Origin of the sequence: Kosakonia arachidis, from assembly GCF_900116535.1 — a bacterium.
Classification (GTDB): domain Bacteria; phylum Pseudomonadota; class Gammaproteobacteria; order Enterobacterales; family Enterobacteriaceae; genus Kosakonia; species Kosakonia arachidis.
In genome coordinates this window covers 92,943-116,519 of sequence record NZ_FPAU01000003.1, presented here as the reverse complement: position 1 = coordinate 116,519, position 23,577 = coordinate 92,943, and the positions used below count along the sequence as shown (strand labels likewise).

Sequence of the window (23,577 nt, the reverse complement as noted above, 5' to 3'; positions counted from 1 at the left end):
TGCGATGTCTGTTTTGCGTGTGGAAAATGTCAGCAAAACCTTTGTCCTGCACCATCAGAACGGCGTGCGTCTGCCGGTGCTGCGCGACACCTCGCTGGAGGTGAACGCCGGGGAATGCGTGGTGCTGCACGGCCACTCCGGCAGTGGAAAATCGACGCTGCTGCGCTCGCTGTATGCCAACTATTTGCCGGACGCCGGGCATATTCATGTCAAACATGGCGATGAATGGGTCGATTTAGTGCAGGCCTCGGCGCGAAAAGTACTGGACGTGCGCCGTCATACCATCGGCTGGGTCAGCCAGTTTTTACGCGTCATTCCACGCGTCAGTGCGCTGGATGTGGTGATGCAGCCGCTGCTGGAGCTGGGACTTTCTCGCGATGTCTGTATCGGCAAAGCCAGCCAGTTGCTGACGCGGCTTAATGTGCCGGAACGCTTATGGCACCTTGCGCCGGCAACGTTTTCCGGCGGCGAGCAGCAACGCGTCAACATCGCCCGCGGCTTTATTGTTGACTACCCGATTCTTCTGCTTGATGAACCGACCGCCTCGCTGGATGCGAAAAACAGCGCCGCCGTCGTTGAACTGATCGCGCAGGCCAAAGCGCGCGGTGCAGCGATTGTCGGCATCTTCCATGACGAGGCCGTGCGTGAAAATGTCGCCGACCGTCTGTTTCCGATGGGAATCTCCGCATGATTATCAACAATGTAAAACTTATCCTTGAAGACGAAGTGGTCGACGGTTCACTGGAAGTGCGTGACGGCGTGATCCGTACCTTCGCCGAAACCCAAAGCCGCCAGCCCGGTGCCCATGATGGCGATGGCGGCTGGTTGCTGCCGGGTCTTATCGAACTGCATACGGACAACCTCGACAAATTCTTCACCCCACGCCCGAAAGTGGATTGGCCCGCCCATTCCGCGATGAGCAGCCACGACGCGCTGATGGTCGCCAACGGCATCACCACGGTGCTGGATGCGGTCGCCATTGGCGATGTGCGCGACGGCGGCGATCGGCTGGAGAATCTGGAGAAGATGATCAACGCGGTAGAAGATTCGCAAAAACGCGGGCTGAACCGAGCAGAACATCGCCTGCATTTACGCTGCGAACTGCCACATCACACCACACTGCCGCTGTTTGAAAAGCTGGTCGGCCGCGAACCGGTAACACTGGTATCGCTGATGGATCACTCGCCAGGCCAGCGCCAGTACGCCAGCTATGAAAAGTATCGCGACTACTTTCAGGGCAAATACCACCTGACCAACGAGCAGATGGATGCGTTTGAACAGGAGCAACTGGCGCTGGCTGCCGAGTGGTCACAACCTAACCGGTTGGCCATTGCCGCGCTCTGTCGGTCGCGTAACCTGCCACTGGCCAGCCACGATGACGCCACGCGCGAGCATGTAGTGGAATCCCACCAGTTAGGCAGCGTGATCGCAGAATTCCCCACCACCTTTGCCGCCGCCGAAGCCTCGCGCGAGCACGGCCTGAGTGTGCTGATGGGCGCACCGAACATCGTGCGCGGCGGCTCGCACTCCGGTAACGTGGCGGCGCATAAACTGGCGCAACTCGGCATGCTGGATATCCTCTCATCGGATTATTATCCCGCCAGCCTGTTGGACGCTGCCTTCCGCGTTGCGGCGGATGAGCTCAATGATTTCACCCTGCCGCGCGCCATTCACCTGGTAACGAAAAATCCGGCACAGGCGCTCAAACTTGACGATCGAGGAACACTCGGCGAAGGGAAACGAGCCGATCTGGTTCTGGTGCACAACAAAGGCGACCACGTCCGCGTCGATCACGTCTGGCGCGAGGGGAAACGGGTGTTCTGATGGGCAGACTGATCTGGTTGATGGGGCCATCAGGCGCAGGAAAAGATTCGCTGCTGGCTGCACTGCGCAGCCGCGAGCATCCCCAGTTGCTGGTGGCGCACCGCTATATCACGCGCCCGGCAGATTCCGGCAGCGAGAACCATATCGAGCTGAGCGAAAAGGAGTTTTTTACCCGGGCCGGGCAGAATCTGTTTACCCTGAGCTGGCACGCCAACGATCTCTATTACGCTATCGGCGTGGAGGTCGATCTCTGGTTACAGGCGGGGTTTGATGTGGTGGTCAACGGCTCGCGCGGGCATCTGCCGCAGGCGCAGGCGCAATACGGCGACGTGTTGATGCCGGTGTATGTGCAGGTATCGCCGGAGATTTTGCGCCAGCGGCTGGAAAAACGAGGGCGCGAAAGCAGCACGGAAATTAGTGCGCGGCTTGAGCGCGCAGCCCGTTACTCGCCAGGTAATTGCCTGATGCTGAACAACGACGGGAGTCTGCTACAGTCAGTGGAAGGATTGATCTCGTTGATAAGAGCGCAACAAGGGAAAAGTGCGTAATGCTGCCGGCGCATTCATCGCGCGCCGTTTACGTTAACTCAGTCGTTAAAGCGAGGCGCTATGAGCCTGACTCTCACCTTGACCGGCACCGGTGGTGCGCAACTGGTTCCGGTATTCGGCTGCGATTGTGCAGCCTGCTTACGAGCGCGCCAACAGTCGCAATATCGTCGCCAGCCTTGCAGCGGCGTGGTGCAGTTTAACGACGCGGTGACGCTGCTGGATGCCGGGCTTGCCGATTTAATCGAGCGTTTCCCGGCAGGTCAGTTTCAGCAGATTATGTTGACGCATTACCATATGGATCATGTGCAAGGGTTGTTTCCGCTGCGCTGGGGCTTAGGCGCGAAAATTCCGGTTTACGGCCCGCCGGATGAACAAGGCTGTGACGATCTGTTTAAACATCCCGGTCTGCTTGATTTCAGCCATATCGTTGAGCCATTTGTGGTGTTCGATCTACAAGGATTGCAGGTCACACCGCTGCCGCTGAACCACTCGAAACTGACCTTTGGTTATCTGCTGGAATCGGCACACAGCCGGATCGCCTGGCTCTCGGATACTGCCGGTCTGCCGGATAAGACGCTTAAGTTTTTACTCAATAATCGCCCGCAGGTGGTGATCATCGATTGCAGTGAACCGCCCTGCGCAGAGACGCCGGAAAATCATAACGATCTGCGCACCGTTATCGCCCTGAATGAGGTGATTGGCTGCCCGCGCGTCGTGCTAACCCATATTGGACATCGCTTTGATGTCTGGTTGATGAATAACACGCTACCGACGGGGTTTGAGGCGGGTTTTGATGGCATGCGGATTGTACTGGATTAGACCGCACAATATGGATATATTCGTCCCGTTGCTTACCGGCATGGGGTAAGCAGACGCAGCCTGTAAAGAGGTCGTTTGAAGGATAAAGCGTACAGACTCGCACTGATAGGGTTGTGGATAACGCAACCGGGTCTTAAATACCCGCGTGTGACCAATAAATAATTAGCACATCGCGGCTTACAGAGTATCACTTGCCATGAATGTGCTTTTTATTTGTAGCCGCAACCAATGGCGCAGCCCGACCGCTGAGCATGTGTTTCGTCGCTATCCCGGGGTAAATGCCCGCTCTGCTGGCACACAACGCCATGCGAGAAAAACCGTTTCGCCCGCCATTCTCTCCTGGGCAGACATTATCTGTGTGATGGAAGAAAAACACAAAAACAGCATCCTTGCCGACTTTAGCCACCTGGTGCAGCATAAACCTGTTTATGTGCTTGATATCCCGGATGAATACCATTTTATGGACCCGCAATTAATCACGTTGCTTGAGGATATCGTTCCGGAACGCCTGGGTTTGCGCATCCCCTCGCTGACGCGTTAACGGCCATCGTCCTCTTCCAGCCTGCTTTCTTCATCATCCAGCTGGCGTCGCTCCTGATCGAGCTGACGCTGGCGTTCATCAAGCTGACGGCGCCTGTCTTCAAGTTGGCGGTAGCGGTTGTCATCATTCCGGTACTGCTCGTCGCGGTGGCTGCTGTCTTCATCGTCACGATTGCTGTCAGCGCTGTACGTGTCGCCAATTGCCCGCTGAATATTGCCAATAGCGTCGTCGATAATATCGGCGTGCGCCATCTGACCGCTGAGTGAAAGAGCACCGAATAACAGCACAGTCGCGTAACGTTTCATAAGGCCAGTCTCAAAGGGGGGGACTGGCTGTACGTTAGTGCAGAGTCCGCCGTAGCGGGTAGCGGAGGAATCTCAATTGCAGGCGAAGCGCAGGATGGCGGCCTCATCACCCGCGTTTAACAGCGCGCAGGGCCTGGCAACACTGGCCCGTAGCCGTTTTACGCCGCAATCCGTCGCAGCGCCTGCGCAAGCTCTGCACGGGTAAAAGGTTTACGCAGCTGTTCCACGTCCGGCAGCGCAGGGTTGTGCGCCGGGCGCAGATCCTGGCCGCTAATAAGCAGCATCGGCAGACGCGGATAGTGCTGACGCGCCAGATGAATCACTTCCGCGCCGCTGAGCGCGCCCGGTAACATTAAGTCACTGACCAGTGCGCCAATCTCCGTCGAAGCAGCCAGTAACTGCAACGCCTGCTCACCGGTTTCCGCCTCCAGCGTCAAATAGCCCAGCTCGTGCAACTGTTCGCATAATGTCTGGCGCACATCGGCCTCATCTTCCAGCACCAGAATCAACGTATCGCTGCTATCGCGCGCCTGCGCGGCATCTGGCTCGCGGCTTTCCACCGCCTGCACCGTCGCGCGCGGCAGTTGCAGACGCACGGTAGTACCCTGCCCCGGTGCGCTCTCAATCTCTACCCGGCCACCTGACTGGCGAACAAAGCCATATACCATCGACAAGCCCAGCCCGCTGCCGCTGCCGGTCTGTTTGGTGGTGAAGAAGGGTTCGAACACCTGCGCTTTGACCTCCTGCGACATACCGCAGCCGCGGTCGATCACCTCCAGCGCCACCATATCCTGGCGGCGTCCATCGCTGCGAGTAACACGCTGGTTCCAGGTACGAATTTTAATGGTGCCACTCTCGCCCTCCATCGCATCCCGGGCATTCATCACCAGATTGATAATGGCATTTTCCAGTTGCCCGACATCGATCCACGCGGGCCATGCCGGACTTTGCGCTTCGATATCCAGCGTCAGTGTACCGGGTAACGAGTGGCGCATAAGCTCGCCGAGATTCTCCAGCAGCGGCTGCATCTCCACGGAATGGGGATGTAGCGACTGCTTGCGGGAAAAAGCCAGCAGCCGCTGGGTGAGCAACGCGCCGCGCTCCGCGGCTTTCAGCGCCCGAGAGATACGCGACGCATCCGGCGAGCCGGGTGTCACCAGCTCAAGGCTGCCGATAATCACTGCCAGCAAGTTATTAAAATCGTGCGCCAGCCCGCCGGTCAGTTGGCCGACGGCTTTCATCTTCTGGCTGTGCAGCAGCGCCTCTTCCAGCCCTTTACGCTCAGTGCGATCCAGTACCACGTTAACCATGCCGCGCCCCGGCACCGGGCTAAAACGCAGCTCAATAGTGCGGTTATCCGCCAGCCGTAACTCCTGCGGTTTGGGCAGCGGGCGAGCCAGATTCTCCTGTACGTGGCCGGGAAGATCGCTCACCTGCTGTAACAGGCTCTGATAGTGCTGGCCGCGTTGCAATGCCTCTGCCGTCAGACCGAGCAGCAACGGATATTGCGGGTTCCACACCACCAGACACCCCCGATTATCGAACAGCGCAAAGCCATCGCGCATCGCGTGGAAAGTGGTTTCCAGCTGTGTACTTTTCTCTTTCAGCAACTTAGAGGTGTGTTCCAGCGAAGCGGTATTACGGGCAAACACATTAAACGCGCGCGCCAGTTCGCCCAGCTCATCGCGCCGTTGCAGCGCCGGAACCGACACCTCCTGTTCGCCGCGCGCCAGACGCGACATGGCGCGAGAAATGGCTGTCAGATTCGAGCCCAGATTGCGGTAGATATACCACCCGGCAAAGCCGGTAATCACCAGCGCCAGCAGGGCGAAGACGCTGATAAACGAAATGATCGAGCGCATCTCCTGGTGGCTTTGCGCCGTGCGCAGTTCCGACGCCTGCGCGACCTGCGCAACGTACTGGTTGATGTCGCTGTTGAGTAGTGCCACCAGCGCTTTGATATGAAACATCGACCAGCTAATCGCCAGATCACTCTCTTCCAGCCGGAGCGATAGCGGCCCCAGCTTGCGCAGCTCGGCGCTGAAATCCGGCAGGATAAAATCCACCGTCGGGCTGGCAGCACGCAGCGGCAACTGTCCCATGATGTCGGAGAGCTGTTTGATTGTCGGCCGGGGAGACGGCGTCTGAATCGCGGCGATAATAAGCCGGTCCATCTCGTTAAGCAGGCGGCTATCCGGGATGTTGCTCGCTTCCCGGGTGGTGATCGCCTGCAAATGGCGCAAATAACTTTGGTTCTGATACAGCGAACTGAGCAGCGCATTACGCTCCAGATGACGCTGTTGTCCGCGTTCCAGCATCTCAGTGACACTTTGCTGCAATTCGTGGCTGCGGCGGGTGATCTGCGCCACCAGTTGTGGTTCCTGCTGCGCCAGCGGCGCGCGGGCAAGCTGGCTGAGCGAGTGTTGCAGCGCGCTCTGTGTAGCCTTCAGGCGTTCGGCTTCGCCCTTATACTCCAGCGCCCCCACCACTTGCGACAACCGTACGGCCGCCGTGGCGACGCTGGCAGTATCGCGCGCCAGATTCATGCTGCCGGTCATATCGTCCAGCGTTTGTTGCTGCGCCAGTTCCTGAATCTGGCTGGCGTGGCGAAAGCCCAGTACCGCGACGCCGCAGACCATTAAGGTTACGGCCACCACCAGTAAATTGAAGAACAGCAGACGCCCGCGAGCGCTGGTGAAAAACGGGTTCGCACGATACGACATAGTGGCTCCGGATGAGGTTCAACGCAGATGCGTAACATCACTATACCCAAAATAATTAGAGTTGCAGGAAGGCGACGACGCAGAGAATCCCCAGGAGCTTACTCCAGTAAGTGACTGGGGTGAGCGAGGAAAGCCAACGCACATGCAACTTTAAGTATGACGGGTATATGACAAATATGAACAGAACCTGACATTGTGCATTTACTAACGTGTGATGAAGTGCGGATATCGTTCCTCCGAGGAAGCCCGCTGATGAGCAACACGCCTGTACTGGAGATGCGCAACATTGCCAAAGTTTTTGGCAAATTTTACGCCCTCAAAGGAGTCGATCTGACGGTCTGGCCCGGCGAGATTCATGCGTTGATGGGGGAAAACGGCGCGGGGAAAAGCACGCTAATGAAGATTCTTGCCGGGGCGTATAGCGCCACCAGCGGCGAGATCCTGATTGACGGCCAGCCTTACGCCATCAAAAGCCCGAAAGATGCGCTCGCTGCCGGTATCACGCTGATTTACCAGGAGATGCAGTTAGCGCCAAACCTGACAGTGGCGGAAAATATCTTTCTTGGCAGTGAAATCGCCCGCGGCGGGCTGGTCCAGCGCAAAGAGATGGTGGCGCAGGCGCAGGCGGTGATTGACCGTCTTGGCGCGAATTTCAACGCCACCGATCGGGTGATGAAACTGACTATCGCAGAACAGCAGCAGGTGGAGATCGCCCGCGCTTTGCACCGCAATAGCCGTATTCTGGTAATGGATGAACCCACCGCCGCCCTCTCCTCACGCGAAACGCATCGCCTGTTCGAACTGATCTTGCGCCTGCGCGATGAAGGGATGGCGATTATCTACATCAGCCACCGCATGGCGGAAGTGTATGAACTCTCCGACCGTGTCAGCGTCCTGCGCGACGGCCAGTATGTCGGCAGCCTGACGCGCGACAAACTCAATGCCTCTGAACTGGTGCGCATGATGGTCGGGCGCCCGTTAAGCGACCTGTTTAACAAAGAGCGCGATATTCCGCTCGGTAACCCACGTCTGACCGTTCACGACTTGACGGACGGCAAGAAAATCCAGCCGGTCTGCTTGCAGGTATGTGCCGGAGAGATCGTCGGCCTTGCCGGGCTGGTCGGTGCCGGGCGCTCCGAACTGGCGCAGCTGATCTTCGGCGTACGCAAAGCCACTGGCGGCATGATTGAAGTGGACGGCGAGCCAGTGGTGATCCACTCGCCGCGCACCGCCATCGATTTGGGCATCGGTTTCCTGACTGAAAACCGCAAAGAGCAAGGCCTGTTTCTGGAACTGGCAGCGCAGGAAAACATCACCATGGCAACGCTGGAGCGCGATGCGACCTGGGGGATGCTCGACCGCAAAAAAGCGCAGTCAATATCCGATGACGCCATCAGGTTATTGAATATTCGTGTTCCGCACGCACAGGTGCGGGCAGGCGGCTTATCCGGGGGCAACCAGCAAAAGTTATTGATCTCCCGCTGGGTGGCGATCGGCCCGCGAATTCTGATCCTCGATGAGCCAACGCGCGGCGTAGATGTCGGTGCCAAAAGCGAGATCTACCGGATCATGAACCAGATGGCACGCAAAGGCGTGGCGATCCTGATGATCTCCAGTGAGCTGCCGGAAGTGGTCGGCATGAGCGATCGCGTTTATGTGATGCGCGAAGGCAGCATTGTCGGCGAGTTGCAACAACATGACATCACACAGGAAAACATTATGACGCTGGCCACCGGCGTTAACGAATCCCACCACCAGGCGGTACACCATGACTGATGCCAAAGAGAACGCAGCGAAAAGCCCTTCCGCCAAAAAGATGTTGATGGGCGATCTGATGCAAACCGTCGGCATTCTGCCGATTCTCATCCTGATCGTCGCGGTTTTTGGCTTTATCGCGCCAAACTTTTTTACCGAAAGCAACCTGCTGAATATCACCCGTCAGGCGTCGATCAACATTGTACTGGCGGCAGGCATGACCTTCATCATTCTGACCGGCGGTATCGATCTCTCTGTGGGTTCGATTCTCGGCACCACAGCGGTAGCGGCAATGGTGGTTTCGCTGATACCCCAACTGGCATTGCTTTCCGTCCCGGCAGCGCTGATGCTCGGCCTGGTGCTCGGCCTGTTCAATGGTGCGCTGGTGGCGTTTGCCGGGTTACCGCCGTTTATTGTCACCCTCGGCACCTATACCGCACTGCGCGGCGTGGCCTATCTGCTGGCGGACGGCACCACGGTGATTAATTCCGATATCAGTTTTGAGTGGGTCGGCAATAACTATCTTGGCCCGCTGCCGTGGCTGGTGGTGATTGCGCTGGCGGTAATTGTACTGTGCTGGTTTATTCTGCGCCGCACCACGCTGGGTGTTCATATCTACGCGGTGGGCGGCAATATGCAGGCGGCGCGCCTGACCGGCATTAAAGTCTGGCTGGTGCTGCTGTTCGTCTATGGCATGAGCGGCTTGCTCTCCGGTCTTGGCGGCGTGATGAGCGCCTCGCGGCTGTACAGCGCCAACGGCAACCTCGGTACCGGCTATGAGCTGGACGCCATCGCCGCAGTGATCCTGGGCGGCACCAGTTTTGTCGGCGGAATCGGCACGATTACCGGCACGCTGGTTGGCGCGCTGATTATTGCCACCCTTAACAACGGTATGACGCTGATGGGCGTCTCCTACTTCTGGCAATTGGTGATCAAAGGGGCGGTGATCATCATAGCGGTGCTGATCGACAAATACCGTACCCGGCATCATCAGGCAGCATAACAATACCCTACAAAACAGTAACATAAGTGAGGATTACAGCATGCGTCTTAAACCTCTTGTCACGGCGCTCTGCGCCGCTGCTCTGCTGACCAGCGCGCCGTTTGCGCAGGCCAAAGATCTGAAGTCCATCGGCGTTACGGTGGGGGATCTGGCAAACCCCTTCTTCGTGCAGATCACCAAAGGCGCGGAGCTGGAAGCACGCAAACTGGCGGGCGATAACGTCAAAGTGACGCTGGTCTCCAGCGGTTACGATCTGGGCCAGCAAGTCGCGCAGATCGATAACTTTATCGCCGCCAAAGTGGACATGATCATCCTCAACGCGGCGGATTCCAAAGGCATTGGCCCGGCGGTGAAACGGGCAAAAGAAGCCGGGATTGTGGTGGTGGCGGTTGACGTGGCGGCAGAAGGCGCCGACGCCACCATCACCTCCGATAACACCCAGGCGGGGGAAATGGCCTGTAAGTACATTACCGACCGCCTGAAAGGTAAAGGCAATGTGGTGATCATCAACGGGCCGCCGGTCTCTGCGGTGCAAAACCGTGTCGAAGGCTGCCAGACCGAGTTTAAGCGCCACCCGGATATCAAAGTGCTCTCTGATAACCAGAACGCGAAAGGCAGCCGCGAAGGCGGGCTGGAAGTGATGACCTCGCTGCTTGCCGCCAACCCGAAAATCGACGGTGTCTTTGCAATTAACGATCCGACGGCGATCGGTGCCGATCTGGCCGCCAAACAGGCGCAGCGTCACGAGTTCTTTATTGTTGGCGTCGATGGTAGCCCGGATGGCGAAGAAGCGCTGAAACGCAAAAACTCGCTGTTTGTCGCCACACCAGCGCAGGATCCGCAAGTGATGGCCGCCCGCGCGGTGGAGATCGGCTACGACATTCTGCAAGGCAAGCCCGCGCCAACCGCACCGGTGCTGATCCCGGTGACGATGATCGATAAACAGAACGTCGGCAGCTACAAAGGCTGGACGGTGAAATAGGATTTTCCCCCGCGTTATCCCGCGGGGGAGCTTCTCTGGAGGTGAAATGAAACGCTCCGCCATTAATGAAATTCTCGGCCACACGCGGCAATTTTTCTCAATGCACGATGTCCATTTGCCGCCATTCGCCAGCTTCCAGCCCACCAAGTGGCAACAGCTGGATCGCGCGGCGTGGCGTGAAGTGTTCGATCTGAAACTGGGATGGGATGTCACTGCGTTTGGCGGCGACAATTTCTTTGCCCAGGGATTGACGCTGTTCACTCTGCGTAACGGCTCGCCCAACGGCACGCCGTATGAAAAATGTTATGCGGAAAAGATTATGCATGTGCGCGACGGCCAGCTCACGCCGATGCATTTTCACTGGCGCAAGCGCGAGGACATCATTAATCGCGGCGGCGGTAATCTAATTATTGAACTGTGGAACGCCGGCGCGCATGAAGAGACGATTGCCTCCGACGTTACCGTGGTCATTGATGGCTGCCTTCAGACCCATGCGGCGGGCAGCCAGTTGCGCCTCTCACCAGGGGAAAGTATTTGTCTGACGCCGGGGCTGTATCACAGCTTCTGGGGTGAACCGGGCTTTGGCGATGTGCTGGTTGGCGAAGTGTCATCGGTGAATGACGATGAGCACGACAACCATTTCCTGCGCCCCGTCGATCGCTTTACCACTATTCAGGAAGACGAACCGGCACTGCTGGCGCTGTGTAACGAATATCGTCTGTTCCTCGGCTAAAGGAGGTATCTATGCCTTTGATTTCACTCGCCGAAGGTCTGGCGCACGCCCGTGAACACCGCTATGCGCTGGGCGCGTTTAACGTGCTCGACTCGCATTTCTTACGCGCCCTGTTTGCCGCCGCAAAGCAGGAGCGATCGCCCTTTATCATCAACATCGCCGAAGTCCATTTTAAATATGTCTCGCTGGAGTCGCTGGTCGAAGCGGTGAGATTCGAAGCCGCACGACACGACATTCCGGTGGTGCTAAACCTCGATCACGGGCTGCATTTTGGATCGGTAGTACGCGCGCTGCGCCTCGGTTTCAGCTCGGTGATGTTTGACGGTTCCGTGCTGGAGTATGAAGAAAATATTCGCCAAACGCGGGAAGTGGTAAAGATGTGCCATGCGGTCGGCGTTTCGGTGGAAGCGGAGCTTGGCGCGGTTGGCGGCGATGAGGGAGGAGCGCTGTATGGTCATGCCGACGAAGCCTGTTTTACTGACCCGACGCGGGCGCGGGATTTTGTCGACCGTACCGGTATCGACACGCTGGCGGTGGCTATCGGCAATGCCCACGGCAAATACAAAGGCGAACCGAGACTGGATTTTACGCGCCTGGACGCTATTCGCCAGCAGACCGGGCTGCCGCTGGTACTGCACGGCGGTTCCGGCATCAGCGATGCGGATTTCCGCCGCGCCATTTCGCTGGGTATCCATAAAATCAATTTCTACACCGGCATGTCACAGGCTGCGCTCGGCGTAATTGAGCAGCGCATGGCGGATCGCCAGCCGTTGTACGATGAGTTCGCTCAGTTACTGTTGAGCGTCGAAGAGGCCATCACCGATACCGTGGCCACGCAGATGCGTATTTTCGGCAGCGCGGGGCAACTCTGATGACACGTAACGGCGTTATCGCGGCGGGCAATATGCTGGTCGATCACGTTCACCAGATCGTGCAGTGGCCGGAGCGCGGCTGGCTGGCGGAGATAACCCAGAGTGAGCGCTCAACGGGCGGTGCACCGCTGAATGTACTACTGACACTGGCAAAGTTGCACGTAGGAATGCCGTTGCAGGCGGTGGGATTAGTGGGCGAAGACAGCGATGGCGATTACATTATGGCGATGCTGGATCAGTACCACGTTAATCGCCAGGCGGTGCAACGCACCCCTTCTGCGCCTACATCAATGTCGCAGGTGATGACCGATCCCTCCGGGCAGCGCACCTTTTTTCACTCGCCCGGCGCGAACCGCCTGCTGGATTTACCGGCGTTTGAGCAATTGGACGGCTGCATGAAGATTTTCCATCTCGGCTATCTCTTGTTACTTGATAGTCTCGACTTACCGGACGAAGAGTATGGAACACGCAGCGCGCGACTGCTGGCGCAGATGCGCGAGCAGGGTTTTCTCACCTCATTGGATTTGGTGTCACGTAAGGGCGATCCACGGTACCAGCCGCTGGTACTGCCGTGCCTGAAGCACCTTGATTTTCTGGTGATTAACGAGCTGGAAGCCGGGGAATTTAGCGGGCTTCCGATGCGCACCGAAACCGATAAACCACATATTGAGAATATCGCTGCCGCCGCCGCACAACTGCTTGCCGCCGGCGTGCGCCAGCGAGTAGTGATCCACTGCCCGGAAGGCGCATGGGGCGAAAGTGCAGATCAGGCCGGAGCGTGGATCCCATCGCGCACGTTAAGCCAGTCGGAGATTATCGGCAGTGTTGGCGCGGGCGATGCCTTTTGCGCCGGTTTTTTATACGGCTGCCACGAAACCTGGTCGCTGCAAAAGAGCATTCAACTGGCGCATGCCTGCGCGCGCGCCAGCTTGCTGTGCGCTAATGCAATCGACGGCGCGAAGACGCTGGAGGCGTTATTGCAAGAGTGCTGAGGCTCAGGCGGCTTTATCGCTGTGCGCTACATCGGCGGCAAAGACATAGCCGAGGCCGCGCAAGGTTTTGATCAGCGCCGGTTGGTGGGGATTGGCTTCGATTTTGCGGCGTAAGCGCATGATTAACACATCAATGGTGCGATCAAACACTTCCACGCTTTCGCTGTGCGTTAAAGTCAGCAACTGCTCACGGTTCAGCACCCGCCTCGCATTTTGTACCAGCGCCAGCAACAAACTGTACTCGCCCTGGGTCAGGCCAACCACCTGATGCTGCGGGTTAAACAGCTCGCAGCGTTCAGGGTCGAGATGCCAGCCATTAAAGGTAAAGCCAGGCAGCCTTTCCATTGATATTTCTGCCGACAGTACGCCGCTGCGCCGCAGTACCGCTTTGACGCGCGCCACCAGCACGCGGGCGTTAAAAGGTTTGCCGATATAGTCGTCAGCGCCCATTTCCAGTCCGACCACCACATCCGACTCGCTACCAAGCCCGGTGAGCATCACCACCGGCAGCGACGGCCGCTGTTTTTGTAACTGCTGCAACACCCTCAGGCCATTGATATCCGGCAGCATCATATCGAGCAGCACCAGCGCGATATCCGCATGCTGCGCGCTGAGCGTCAGCGCATCCTGCCCGTTATGGCAGACGTAAACCGTAAAGACGTGCTCGCTCAGCACTTCTTTCAACAGTTCGCACACCGCGCTATCGTCATCTACCACCAGAATTGCAGGTTTCATTGTTCGCTTCCGCCAGGCTCGCTTGGGTAAGTCTGATCCATTCTGTTGGCGGTCATTTATAAATGCAGCGACTAAATACCGAATTTTTAACCGTGGTCACATCCCCCTCGCTCTTCGTCACGTCACTTTTGACGATGGCCTGTTTTTCGTCAGTATTTTGAGCAAATTTCCGGCGTAATATCGGTAAATAACCCCAGTATTGTTATGGCATAGAAGATGCATAGTGGGGGCGACACTGTTAACTGGAGCGAAAGTGATGAAAAAAGTCGTCACGGTTTGCCCGTATTGCGCCTCGGGATGCAAAATCCATCTGGTGGTCGATAACGGCAAAATCGTTCGGGCGGAAGCCGCACAGGGCAAAACCAATCAGGGCACTCTCTGTCTGAAAGGTTATTATGGCTGGGATTTTATCAACGATACCCAGATCCTGACGCCCCGGCTTAAAAGCCCGATGATCCGTCGCCAGCGCGGCGGCAAACTGGAGTCGGTCTCCTGGGATGAAGCGCTCGATTATGTCGCCAGCCGTTTGCGCGCCATTAAAGAGAAGTACGGCCCGGATGCCATTCAGACTACCGGTTCTTCCCGTGGTACGGGTAATGAAACCAACTACATAATGCAAAAATTCGCGCGCGCCGTTATTGGTACCAATAACGTCGACTGCTGCGCTCGTGTCTGACACGGCCCTTCGGTTGCAGGTCTGCACCAATCGGTCGGCAATGGCGCGATGAGTAATGCCATTAATGAAATTGATAACACGGATTTAGTGTTTATCTTTGGTTACAACCCGGCGGATTCTCACCCTATCGTCGCTAATCATGTGATTCGAGCGAAACAGAATGGGGCGAAAATCATCGTCTGCGATCCGCGCAAAATTGAAACCGCGCGCATTGCCGACATGCACGTCGCACTGAAAAACGGATCCAACATCGCCCTGCTTAACGCTATGGGTCATGTGATCATTGAAGAAAAACTCTACGATCAGGCGTTTGTCGCCAGCCGGACGGAAGGGTTTGAAGAGTACCGGAAGATTGTCGAGGGCTACACGCCGGAATCGGTCGAGGAGATCACTGGCGTCAGCGCGCAGGAGATCCGTCAGGCCGCCCGTATGTACGCCGGGGCGAAAACTGCAGCCATCCTATGGGGCATGGGTGTGACCCAGTTCTATCAGGGCGTGGAAACAGTGCGTTCGCTCACCAGCCTTGCCATGCTGACCGGTAATCTGGGGAAAGCGCACGTTGGGGTCAACCCGGTGCGTGGTCAGAACAACGTGCAGGGCGCGTGCGATATGGGCGCACTGCCGGACACATTCCCGGGCTATCAGTATGTGAAAGAGGATGCACACCGCGAGAAATTCGCCAAAGCGTGGGGCGTGGAAAGCCTGCCTGCGCATACTGGCTATCGCATCAGCGAACTGCCGCATCGCGTTGAGCATGGCGAAGTACGCGCCGCGTACATTATGGGTGAAGATCCGTTGCAAACGGATGCCGAACTGTCGGCAGTTCGTAAGGCATTTGAAGGGCTCGAACTGGTGATTGTGCAGGATATTTTCATGACCAAAACCGCAGCCGCGGCGGATGTCATCCTGCCTTCTACCTCCTGGGGCGAGCACGAAGGTGTTTATACAGCGGCGGATCGTGGTTTCCAGCGCTTCTTTAAAGCGGTTGAACCGAAGTGGGATCTGAAAACGGACTGGCAAATCATCAGTGAAATCGCCACCCGTATGGGTTATCCGATGCATTACAACAACACGCAGGAGATCTGGGACGAGTTGCGTCATTTATGCCCCGATTTCTACGGCGCCACCTACGAAAAAATGGGTGAGCTGGGCTACATCCAGTGGCCGTGTCGCGATACGTCGGAGGCCGATCAGGGTACCTCTTATCTCTTTAAAGAGAAGTTCGACACGCCGAACGGGCTGGCGAAATTTTTCACCTGCGACTGGGTCGCGCCGATGGATAAACTCACCGACGAGTATCCTATGGTGCTTTCCACCGTGCGTGAAGTGGGCCACTACTCTTGCCGCTCAATGACCGGTAACTGTGCCGCGCTGGCCGCGCTGGCGGATGAGCCAGGCTATGCGCAAATCAACACCGCCGACGCTGCAAGGCTGGGCATTGAGGATGAAGCACTGGTATGGGTTAACTCGCGGAAAGGCAAAATTATCACCCGTGCGCAGGTCAGCGAACGACCGAACAAAGGTGCGGTATATATGACCTACCAGTGGTGGATTGGTGCCTGTAATGAGCTGGTAACGGAGAACTTAAGCCCAATAACCAAAACGCCGGAGTATAAATACTGCGCCGTGCGCATTGAGCCGATCGCCGATCAGCGCGCCGCCGAGCAGTATGTGATCGACGAATATAACAAGCTGAAAACCCGGCTGCGCGAAAGCGCGATGGGCTGATTGCCGCGTTTGTCGACGTCAAAGCGGAGTGATCTTCACTCCGCTTTTTTATTTACCTTCCGTTGGCCATACTGCGCGTGAGCGACACTTCAATCAACTTACTGAAAAATCATCATTAACGAACTGAAACACAGTTCTTCTGTCATCTGCTGGCATGTTTACCTATAACTAACAGGAGAATATGCTCATTAATAATTGCCGTGAAACCCCATGCCCCCTGTAAAAAAGCACCACAGAGAAAATCACCCCAGTTCTTCATTTAACCTCAACAGGTATCACCTGCTTTCTCTTGTGATTCTGGTGTTTTTGGTGCTCCTGCTGGCACGCGTTGCCGACCTGCAACTGCTGAATCACCCAATGCTGGAGCATGAAGCCGACCAACGTTCATTACGTACCATTACATTACCGACCAACCGCGGAACGCTGGTCGATCGTGACGGCCAGGCGTTAGCCCTGAGTGTCCCCTCGCGCGACATCATTGCCGATCCGAAACACATTCTCGAGGCGAATCCTGATTTTACCAGCCCTAAGTGGGCTTACCTCGCCTCAGCGCTCAATATCAGCCCGGAAGCCCTGCGGGCGCAGATTACGGCGAATCCCACTAAACACTTCCTCTACCTGGGCCGAAAAATCGAACTGGGTATCGCCAAAGACATTGCCGCGCTACATCTGAAAGGGATCACTACCGAATATGACGACAGCCGTTTTTATCCCATGGGGGAAGCTGCCGCGCCGCTTTTGGGCATCGTGGGCGCTGATAACACGGGGCTTAATGGGCTGGAAAAAAGTTATAACGCCATTCTTGAAGGCAAACCGGGGCAGGAAGAGTACCGCCAGGACGGTGACGGCCATCTGATTTCCGTGGTCAATTACGAACCGCCACAGCAACCGCCAACAGTTCAGCTCAGCATCGACAAGTTCGATCAATACACGCTTTACAGTGCATTACGTGATGGCGTGCTGCTTAACAAGGCGGATTCAGGTGCGGCAGTACTGGTGAAAATCGATACCGGCGAGATTCTGGGAATGGCCTCTTACCCTTCGTTTAATCCCAACAATTACGAAAACGCCACCCCGATGCAAATGCGCAACACAGCCATTAACGATAGCTATGAACCAGGTTCAACCGTGAAGCCGCTGGTGGTTCTCGAAGGGCTGGAGCGCCATTTAATTCAACCGAACTCGGTTCTTGATACGTCGCCTTATGTCGTAAACGGGCATTTGATACGTGATGTCGGGCACTGGCCGCGACTGACGATAACCGGCATTTTACAGAAATCGAGCGATACAGGCGCCTCCCACATTGCGCTGGCGATGCCTGCTCAGGCGCTGGTCAATACCTACCAGGCGTTTGGCCTCGGCAAACCTACCGGGCTAGGCTTGACGGGCGAGAGTGTGGGTTACTTTCCCTTACACCGCCAGCGCTGGGCTGATATTGAACGTGCGACGTTCTCTTTTGGCTATGGCCTGCGCGTAACGCCGCTGCAGATCGCGCGGGAATATGCGACGCTGGGCTCGTTCGGTATCTATCGCCCTCTTTCTATCACCAAAGTCACGCCGCCAGTGATGGGCGTAAGAGTGGCGAACCCGGCGACAGCGAAAACCGTCGTGTATATGATGGAAAGCGATGTTTTACCGGGCGGCTCAGGTTTACGTGCGGCGGTACCGGGATATCAGCTCGCCACGAAAACCGGTACGGCGGAAAAAATGGGGACCGACGGGAAGTACGATGGCGGCTATGTTAACTACACCGCGGGCGTTGCACCAGCCAGCCACCCTGAAGTGGCGCTGGTAGTAATGGTCAACCATCCGACAGTGGGCGATCACTTTGGTGGCTCGGTCGCAGCGCCGATTTTCGGCAAAATCATCGGCCCGGTACTGAAACATATGAATATCACGCCCGATGCCATCAGCAATAAACCTTCCGTAAATGCATCCTGATGCCGGCGTGCTTAAGGCGACTCACGCAGCGTTGGGGTGTTGATGGCGGTGTCATGGCGGGGTGTAACGTCTAACAGGTGTGACAAACCGGCCGATAGTGTAATGTCATCAACAGAATTCCCAGATCCCTGATAATGAGAGTGCACGTTGTTGAACTCCATAGAAGCAGAATTACCGGTCAGCCAGCAGAACCATAATATTGTGCTCCTCGCGACAGCACAGGCGCTGGCTGGCGCTAACTCGGTCGTCTTTTATGCCACTGGCGCGATAGTCGGCAATATCCTCGCACCCAGCAGCACGCTGGCAACGCTGCCGGTCACTGTATTTGTTCTGGGGATGGCGGCCTGCATTCTGCCGTTTGGCGCATTGGCTCGCCGTCGGGGCAGACGGGCTGCCTTTATGATCGGCACTGGTGCTGGCATGTTGACCGGGCTTCTGGCTTCGCTGGCGGTCGTACTCGGTTCCTTTTCCCTGTTCTGCCTGGCGGCTTCGTTCGGCGGCGCGTACGCGGCTATTGCGCTCTCGTTTCGCTTTGCCGCCACCGACGGCGTGGGCAGCGAACGACGGGCGCGGGCGCTGTCACTGGTGATGGGCGGCGGTGTCGTAGCGGGCGTCCTTGGCCCAATGCTGGTCACCAGCACCATGAACGCCTGGCCGGAGCACACTTTTGCCGTTACCTTTCTCGCGCAGGCTGCGGTCGCAGTGATTGCCGCAGCGGTGCTGTTCGGCGTGAAATCCCCTGCCGTTACCGATGACACGCAGCACGGCGGTCGCGCACTTCATGAGATCGCCCGTCTGCCAGGCTTTCGTCGTACCGTGTTTGGCGGCGCGGTGGCTTATATGGTGATGAACTTCCTGATGACCGCCGCTCCGCTGTCGATGCATCAGCACGGCCTTTCTCTGCAGGCGGCGAACCTGGGCATTCAGTGGCATGTGATTGCGATGTATGGACCGGGGTTTTTTACCGGCAAACTGATTCAGCGCTTTGGCGCCAGCCGCATTGGCGCTGCGGGATTATTGATCACCGCCCTATCCGTGCTCGCGGGTCTGCTCGGGACTGACATCCTGCATTACTGGCTGTCGCTGATCCTGCTTGGCATCGGCTGGAACTTTGGTTTTACCGGCGCTTCGGCGAAGATCATTGAGTTTCACCGCCCGGAAGAGAAAACCCGCGTCCAGTCGCTGAATGACTTTATTGTCTTTGGCGTGATGATTGTCGGCTCTTTCTCCTCCGGCGCGCTGCTCAATGCCTTTGGCTGGAATGCGGTGCTGTGGGGATCACTGGTGCCAGTGGTGGCGGGTTTTCTGGCGATGCTGGCCAAAAGCAACACGGCAAGGGGATAAAAAAATCCCTCCGTAAAGAAGGGATTGGAGGGATTAAGCGAGCGGTTTACTGACCGACGGTTTTATCAAATTTGCCCAGCATTTCGCGCTCATAGGCCAGCGCTTTTTTGCGGTCGAATTTGTGTTCCCACTTGGCAATGACCAGCACCGCCAGCGCATTACCCACCACGTTCAGCGCGGTACGCGCCATATCGAGAATACGGTCAACACCGGCGATGAAGGCCAGCCCTTCCAGCGGAATACCGACGCTGCCCAGCGTCGCCAGTAATACCACAAAGGAGACGCCCGGAACGCCCGCGATGCCTTTTGAGGTCACCATCAGCGTCAGCACAAGAATAATCTCCTGCCACAGCGACAGATCAATTCCGTACAACTGCGCAATAAAAATGGCGGCAATACTCTGGTACAGCGTTGAACCGTCGAGATTAAAAGAGTAACCGGTCGGCACCACGAAGCTGGTGATGGAGGCAGGCGCGCCGTAGGCTTCCATTTTCTCAATAATACGCGGCAGCACGCTCTCTGAGCTGGCGGTTGAGTAGGCCAGAATCAGTTCATCTTTCAGAATGCGGATCAGGATCCAGATGCTCAACCCACAGATACGCGCCACAATACCCAGCACCACCAGCGCGAAAAACAGGATCGCGAAGTAAACCAGAATCACCAGCTTCGCCAGCGGCCACAGTGAGGCGAAACCGAAGTTCGCCACCGTTACTGAGATCAGCGCGAATACGCCGACCGGCGCGTAGCGCATCACCATATGGGTGACTTTAAACATGGTTTCGGAAACAGAGCGGAACACGGTTACCAGCGGCTCACGGTGCGATGCTGGCAGCGATGAAAGCCCCAGACCAAACAGCACTGAGAAGAAGATGATCGGCAGCATATCGCCCTTCGCCATCGACGAGACGATATTGGTCGGCACCAGCGACAGAATCGTCCCCATCAGGCCATGGGCGTGGCTTTGCACATCCGCAGTGGTGCTTTGGTATTTCGAAATATCCACCGTGGCCAGTTGCGACATATCGATCCCCGCCCCGGGCTGGAACACATTCGCCAGCGTAATACCGAGCACGATCGCAATCGTCGTAATCACTTCGAAATAGATGATGGTTTTCGCGCCAATACGGCCAAGCTGTTTCGCGTCGCCAACGCCAGCAATCCCGACAACCAGCGTCGAGATAACAATCGGCACCACGATCATTTTGATCAGGTGAATAAAGATATCGCCCGCCGGAGACAGGAGATTCGCAATCAGCCATTCGCGGCTGTCGCTATGATAATGCAGGTAACTACCCAGAAGAATACCCAGCACAAGAGCTAGCAGAATCTGCCAGGCCAGGCTGATTTTTATGTTTTTCATCACTACAGACTTCCTCAATGAAGCGCCATTCCATGCTCGGGAACGACACATAACTGAAAGGGTATAATTAACGTCGCACGGTATTGCGGGGTTTTCTAACGCGCATTATCAGTATCATTTGCAGGGTGTAACGCGCAACCCTATATCAGGAGGGGGTTTGACTGAATTTTTATCTAAAAACCGTCTTTTATTTCAATTATTAATAATAAGTATTTGTTATACAAAATTTTTCAATCCACTGAATTCCAATATTCTCGTCAGGAAATTATTCTGCAAAATGCGTTCATTTGCGCGTTTTTTAATCACCACAAATGTCACAGAGGTCACGCAGTGGCGGAAAATTCGTCTGCTATTTGTCATTAACACAGTGAATAATACCTAACAAGAATAATTACGACGCTATTGGTTCCGCAGTGTATTTTCAGCATGTTGCCACAGTGCGTTATCCTGCAATGCTATTAAGTGTAATCAAATCGTCAAATTTCATAACCTTTTGTTATGAGTGATTTTTCTTCTCCCTGCCGTTATTTCTCATTTCTGCGTTACGCCAGCGCATTTATTTTGCTGCTTTTTTACTGAATATCATCAATGCGTGATCTATCGCTCAAATAATAAACAAAGCTGATAAAGGCCCTACAATTAACGTTATTTTGACATATTATTAACATCTTACAAGGAGAGCAATTACCATGAGCCAAATACATAAACACGATATTCCCGCCAATATTGCGGAACGTTGCCTGATAAATCCGGAGCAGTATGAAGCCAGCTATCAGCAATCCATCACCGACCCTGACACATTCTGGGGCGAGCAGGGAAAGATCCTCGACTGGATTACACCGTATAAAACGGTGAAAAACACCTCCTTCGCGCCCGGCAATATTTCGATTAAATGGTATGAAGACGGCACATTAAATCTGGCCGCCAACTGCCTTGATCGCCATCTGGCCGAACGCGGCGACCAGACGGCCATTATCTGGGAAGGCGATGACGCCAGCCAGAGTAAAAAAATCACCTACCGCGAGTTACACCGCAGCGTATGTCAGTTTGCCAATGTGCTGGTCGAGTTGGGGATTAAGAAAGGCGATGTTGTCGCGATTTATATGCCGATGGTGCCTGAAGCGGCTGTCGCGATGCTCGCCTGCGCCCGTATCGGCGCGGTGCATTCGGTGATTTTCGGTGGCTTTTCACCGGAAGCGGTAGCCGGACGCATCATCGATTCCAGTTCACGACTGGTGATCACTGCCGACGAAGGCGTTCGCGCCGGTCGTAACATTCCGCTGAAGAAAAATGTCGATGACGCGCTGAAAAACCCGAACGTGAATAGCGTGGAACACGTCGTGGTTCTGAAACGTACCGGCGGCAACATCGCCTGGAATACAGACCGGGATCTGTGGTGGAACGAGCTGACCGAAAAAGCCAGCGACCAGCATCAGCCAGTAGAAGTCGGCGCAGAAGACCCGCTCTTTATCCTCTATACCTCCGGCTCGACCGGCAAACCGAAAGGTGTGCTACACACCACCGGCGGTTACCTGGTTTATGCCGCGACGACGTTTAAATATGTCTTTGATTACCATCCGGGCGATGTTTATTGGTGTACGGCCGATGTCGGTTGGGTGACCGGCCACAGCTATTTGCTCTATGGGCCGCTGGCCTGCGGCGCCATCACGCTGATGTTTGAAGGCGTGCCGAACTGGCCAACCCCGGCGCGAATGAGCCAGGTGGTGGATAAACACCAGGTCAATATTCTCTATACCGCACCGACGGCGATCCGCGCACTGATGGCGGAAGGTGACAAAGCCATCGAGGGCACTGACCGCTCTTCGCTGCGTATTCTCGGTTCAGTGGGTGAGCCAATTAACCCGGAAGCGTGGGAGTGGTACTGGTCGAAAATCGGCAACGGTAAATGCCCGGTGATGGACACCTGGTGGCAGACGGAAACCGGCGGTTTTATGATCACCCCGCTACCCGGCGCAACGCGCCTGAAAGCCGGTTCGGCAACCCATCCATTCTTTGGTGTGCAACCGGCTCTGGTGGACAATGAAGGAAACCGGCTTGATGGCGCGACTGAAGGTAACCTGGTGATCACCGATTCCTGGCCAGGCCAGGCGCGTACGCTGTTTGGCGATCACGAGCGCTTTGAACAGACCTATTTCTCCACCTTCAAAAACTGTTACTTCAGCGGCGACGGCGCGCGTCGTGACGAAGAGGGCTATTACTGGATCACCGGTCGCGTGGACGATGTGCTGAACGTTTCCGGCCACCGCCTGGGCACCGCCGAGATTGAATCGGCGCTGGTTTCGCATCCGAAAATCGCCGAGGCCGCCGTGGTGGGCATTCCACACAACATCAAAGGCCAGGCGATTTATGCCTATGTCACACTGAATCACGGTGAAGAGCCGTCGCCGGAACTCTACGCCGAAGTGCGTAACTGGGTGCGTAAAGAGATTGGCCCGCTGGCAACGCCGGATATACTGCACTGGACAGATTCACTGCCGAAAACACGTTCAGGCAAAATCATGCGCCGCATTCTGCGCAAAATTGCGGCTGGCGATACCACTAACTTCGGCGATACCTCGACGCTCGCCGATCCTGGCGTCGTGGAAAAACTGCTCGAAGAGAAGCAGTCTATTACCATGCCGTCTTAATAACCGTAACACCCTGTCGGATAAGGCGTCAGCCACTATCCGGCTTAT

General features: G+C 56.1%; 19 protein-coding genes. 15 read left to right on the top strand and 4 right to left on the bottom strand.

Annotated elements, in window-relative coordinates; translation table 11 throughout:
• Nucleotides 1–4: 4 nt before the first annotated feature.
• The 5 genes from phnL (at nucleotide 5) to BM427_RS12080 (ending at nucleotide 3,732) form a co-directional block, all read left to right on the top strand.
• The gene (gene phnL, locus BM427_RS12100; RefSeq protein ID WP_090121918.1) at nucleotides 5–691 is read left to right on the top strand and encodes a phosphonate C-P lyase system protein PhnL; all 687 of its coding nucleotides are present in this window, start codon (nucleotides 5–7) and stop codon (nucleotides 689–691) included.
• Nucleotides 688–1,824, top strand: a complete 1,137-nt coding sequence (gene phnM, locus BM427_RS12095) for an alpha-D-ribose 1-methylphosphonate 5-triphosphate diphosphatase (RefSeq protein WP_090121917.1) — start codon at nucleotides 688–690, stop codon at nucleotides 1,822–1,824. Before phnL ends, phnM begins: the two co-directional genes overlap by 4 nt.
• Nucleotides 1,824–2,372: a ribose 1,5-bisphosphokinase gene (gene phnN, locus BM427_RS12090; protein ID WP_090121915.1), complete on the top strand. Its 549-nt coding sequence runs from the start codon at nucleotides 1,824–1,826 to the stop codon at nucleotides 2,370–2,372. The genes phnM and phnN overlap by 1 nt, the downstream gene beginning before the upstream one ends.
• Before the next feature lie 60 nt (nucleotides 2,373–2,432).
• Nucleotides 2,433–3,191, top strand: a complete 759-nt coding sequence (gene phnP, locus BM427_RS12085; RefSeq protein WP_090121914.1) for a phosphonate metabolism protein PhnP — start codon at nucleotides 2,433–2,435, stop codon at nucleotides 3,189–3,191.
• A 196-nt stretch (nucleotides 3,192–3,387) separates the two neighbouring features.
• A complete protein-coding gene (locus tag BM427_RS12080; RefSeq protein WP_090121913.1) occupies nucleotides 3,388–3,732 on the top strand; it encodes a low molecular weight protein tyrosine phosphatase family protein in 345 nt (114 codons plus the stop codon).
• Here the strand turns inward: BM427_RS12080 and yjdP are convergent.
• Together yjdP and BM427_RS12070 are read right to left on the bottom strand one after the other, a co-directional pair.
• Nucleotides 3,729–4,037 carry a DDRRRQL repeat protein YjdP gene (yjdP, locus tag BM427_RS12075; protein WP_090121911.1) on the bottom strand — a complete coding sequence of 103 codons (309 nt, stop codon included), beginning with the start codon at nucleotides 4,035–4,037 and terminating at the stop codon, nucleotides 3,729–3,731. The two genes, BM427_RS12080 and yjdP, sit on opposite strands and share 4 nt — an antisense overlap.
• A gap of 158 nt (nucleotides 4,038–4,195) precedes the next feature.
• A complete protein-coding gene (locus BM427_RS12070; protein WP_090121910.1) occupies nucleotides 4,196–6,760 on the bottom strand; it encodes an ATP-binding protein in 2,565 nt (854 codons plus the stop codon).
• A 252-nt stretch (nucleotides 6,761–7,012) separates the two neighbouring features.
• Here BM427_RS12070 and BM427_RS12065 point away from each other — a divergent pair, with 252 nt between their 5' ends.
• The 6 genes from BM427_RS12065 to BM427_RS12040 are packed head-to-tail and all read left to right on the top strand — an operon-like array spanning nucleotide 7,013 to nucleotide 13,097.
• Nucleotides 7,013–8,536, top strand: coding sequence for a sugar ABC transporter ATP-binding protein (locus BM427_RS12065; RefSeq protein ID WP_090121909.1), 1,524 nt, complete (start codon nucleotides 7,013–7,015; stop codon nucleotides 8,534–8,536).
• Nucleotides 8,529–9,518, top strand: coding sequence for an ABC transporter permease subunit (locus BM427_RS12060; protein ID WP_090121907.1), 990 nt, complete (start codon nucleotides 8,529–8,531; stop codon nucleotides 9,516–9,518). Before BM427_RS12065 ends, BM427_RS12060 begins: the two co-directional genes overlap by 8 nt.
• Before the next feature lie 40 nt (nucleotides 9,519–9,558).
• Nucleotides 9,559–10,500, top strand: coding sequence for an ABC transporter substrate-binding protein (locus BM427_RS12055; RefSeq protein WP_007372506.1), 942 nt, complete (start codon nucleotides 9,559–9,561; stop codon nucleotides 10,498–10,500).
• 46 nt (nucleotides 10,501–10,546) lie between these two features.
• The gene (locus BM427_RS12050) at nucleotides 10,547–11,233 is read left to right on the top strand and encodes a D-lyxose/D-mannose isomerase (RefSeq protein WP_090121904.1); all 687 of its coding nucleotides are present in this window, start codon (nucleotides 10,547–10,549) and stop codon (nucleotides 11,231–11,233) included.
• 11 nt (nucleotides 11,234–11,244) lie between these two features.
• The gene (locus tag BM427_RS12045) at nucleotides 11,245–12,105 is read left to right on the top strand and encodes a ketose 1,6-bisphosphate aldolase (protein WP_090121901.1); all 861 of its coding nucleotides are present in this window, start codon (nucleotides 11,245–11,247) and stop codon (nucleotides 12,103–12,105) included.
• Nucleotides 12,105–13,097 carry a carbohydrate kinase family protein gene (locus BM427_RS12040; protein ID WP_090121899.1) on the top strand — a complete coding sequence of 331 codons (993 nt, stop codon included), beginning with the start codon at nucleotides 12,105–12,107 and terminating at the stop codon, nucleotides 13,095–13,097. The genes BM427_RS12045 and BM427_RS12040 overlap by 1 nt, the downstream gene beginning before the upstream one ends.
• Nucleotides 13,098–13,100: 3 nt before the next feature.
• Here BM427_RS12040 and BM427_RS12035 read toward each other — a convergent pair whose 3' ends face one another.
• Nucleotides 13,101–13,832 carry a response regulator gene (locus BM427_RS12035; RefSeq protein WP_090121897.1) on the bottom strand — a complete coding sequence of 244 codons (732 nt, stop codon included), beginning with the start codon at nucleotides 13,830–13,832 and terminating at the stop codon, nucleotides 13,101–13,103.
• Nucleotides 13,833–14,088: 256 nt separating this feature from the next.
• On the opposite strand from BM427_RS12035, the gene fdhF reads away from it, so the two are divergent.
• The 3 genes from fdhF to BM427_RS12020 all read left to right on the top strand — a co-directional run bounded on the left by fdhF (nucleotide 14,089) and on the right by BM427_RS12020 (nucleotide 19,521).
• Nucleotides 14,089–16,236 carry a formate dehydrogenase subunit alpha gene (fdhF, locus tag BM427_RS12030; RefSeq protein ID WP_090121893.1) on the top strand — a complete coding sequence of 716 codons (2,148 nt, stop codon included), beginning with the start codon at nucleotides 14,089–14,091 and terminating at the stop codon, nucleotides 16,234–16,236.
• Nucleotides 16,237–16,446: 210 nt separating this feature from the next.
• On the top strand, nucleotides 16,447–18,177 hold the full coding sequence (locus tag BM427_RS12025) for a penicillin-binding transpeptidase domain-containing protein (RefSeq protein ID WP_090121892.1): 1,731 nt from the start codon (nucleotides 16,447–16,449) through the stop codon (nucleotides 18,175–18,177).
• 147 nt (nucleotides 18,178–18,324) lie between these two features.
• A complete protein-coding gene (locus BM427_RS12020; protein WP_090121890.1) occupies nucleotides 18,325–19,521 on the top strand; it encodes an MFS transporter in 1,197 nt (398 codons plus the stop codon).
• Between the two features lie 46 nt (nucleotides 19,522–19,567).
• Here the strand turns inward: BM427_RS12020 and gltP are convergent, their stop codons facing one another.
• Entirely contained in the window at nucleotides 19,568–20,881 is a 1,314-nt protein-coding gene (gene gltP / locus BM427_RS12015; protein WP_090121889.1) for a glutamate/aspartate:proton symporter GltP, read from the bottom strand.
• Nucleotides 20,882–21,570: 689 nt separating this feature from the next.
• Here gltP and acs point away from each other — a divergent pair.
• Nucleotides 21,571–23,529 carry an acetate--CoA ligase gene (gene acs / locus BM427_RS12010; RefSeq protein ID WP_090121887.1) on the top strand — a complete coding sequence of 653 codons (1,959 nt, stop codon included), beginning with the start codon at nucleotides 21,571–21,573 and terminating at the stop codon, nucleotides 23,527–23,529.
• Nucleotides 23,530–23,577 lie beyond the last annotated feature (48 nt).

Excerpts from the sequence above, each read along its gene's own strand:
- yjdP (WP_090121911.1), bottom strand. The coding sequence starts at position 4,037 with ATGAAACGTTACGCGACTGTGCTGTTATTCGGTGCTCTTTCACTCAGC.
- BM427_RS12065 (WP_090121909.1), top strand. The coding sequence starts at position 7,013 with ATGAGCAACACGCCTGTACTGGAGATGCGCAACATTGCCAAAGTTTTT.
- BM427_RS12060 (WP_090121907.1), top strand. The coding sequence starts at position 8,529 with ATGACTGATGCCAAAGAGAACGCAGCGAAAAGCCCTTCCGCCAAAAAG.
- acs (WP_090121887.1), top strand. The coding sequence starts at position 21,571 with ATGAGCCAAATACATAAACACGATATTCCCGCCAATATTGCGGAACGT.
- BM427_RS12050 (WP_090121904.1), top strand. The coding sequence starts at position 10,547 with ATGAAACGCTCCGCCATTAATGAAATTCTCGGCCACACGCGGCAATTT.
- BM427_RS12035 (WP_090121897.1), bottom strand. The coding sequence starts at position 13,832 with ATGAAACCTGCAATTCTGGTGGTAGATGACGATAGCGCGGTGTGCGAA.
- gltP (WP_090121889.1), bottom strand. The coding sequence starts at position 20,881 with ATGAAAAACATAAAAATCAGCCTGGCCTGGCAGATTCTGCTAGCTCTT.
- phnM (WP_090121917.1), top strand. The coding sequence starts at position 688 with ATGATTATCAACAATGTAAAACTTATCCTTGAAGACGAAGTGGTCGAC.
- BM427_RS12040 (WP_090121899.1), top strand. The coding sequence starts at position 12,105 with ATGACACGTAACGGCGTTATCGCGGCGGGCAATATGCTGGTCGATCAC.
- BM427_RS12070 (WP_090121910.1), bottom strand. The coding sequence starts at position 6,760 with ATGTCGTATCGTGCGAACCCGTTTTTCACCAGCGCTCGCGGGCGTCTG.
- BM427_RS12080 (WP_090121913.1), top strand. The coding sequence starts at position 3,388 with ATGAATGTGCTTTTTATTTGTAGCCGCAACCAATGGCGCAGCCCGACC.
- phnP (WP_090121914.1), top strand. The coding sequence starts at position 2,433 with ATGAGCCTGACTCTCACCTTGACCGGCACCGGTGGTGCGCAACTGGTT.
- BM427_RS12045 (WP_090121901.1), top strand. The coding sequence starts at position 11,245 with ATGCCTTTGATTTCACTCGCCGAAGGTCTGGCGCACGCCCGTGAACAC.
- phnL (WP_090121918.1), top strand. The coding sequence starts at position 5 with ATGTCTGTTTTGCGTGTGGAAAATGTCAGCAAAACCTTTGTCCTGCAC.
- BM427_RS12025 (WP_090121892.1), top strand. The coding sequence starts at position 16,447 with ATGCCCCCTGTAAAAAAGCACCACAGAGAAAATCACCCCAGTTCTTCA.
- phnN (WP_090121915.1), top strand. The coding sequence starts at position 1,824 with ATGGGCAGACTGATCTGGTTGATGGGGCCATCAGGCGCAGGAAAAGAT.
- BM427_RS12055 (WP_007372506.1), top strand. The coding sequence starts at position 9,559 with ATGCGTCTTAAACCTCTTGTCACGGCGCTCTGCGCCGCTGCTCTGCTG.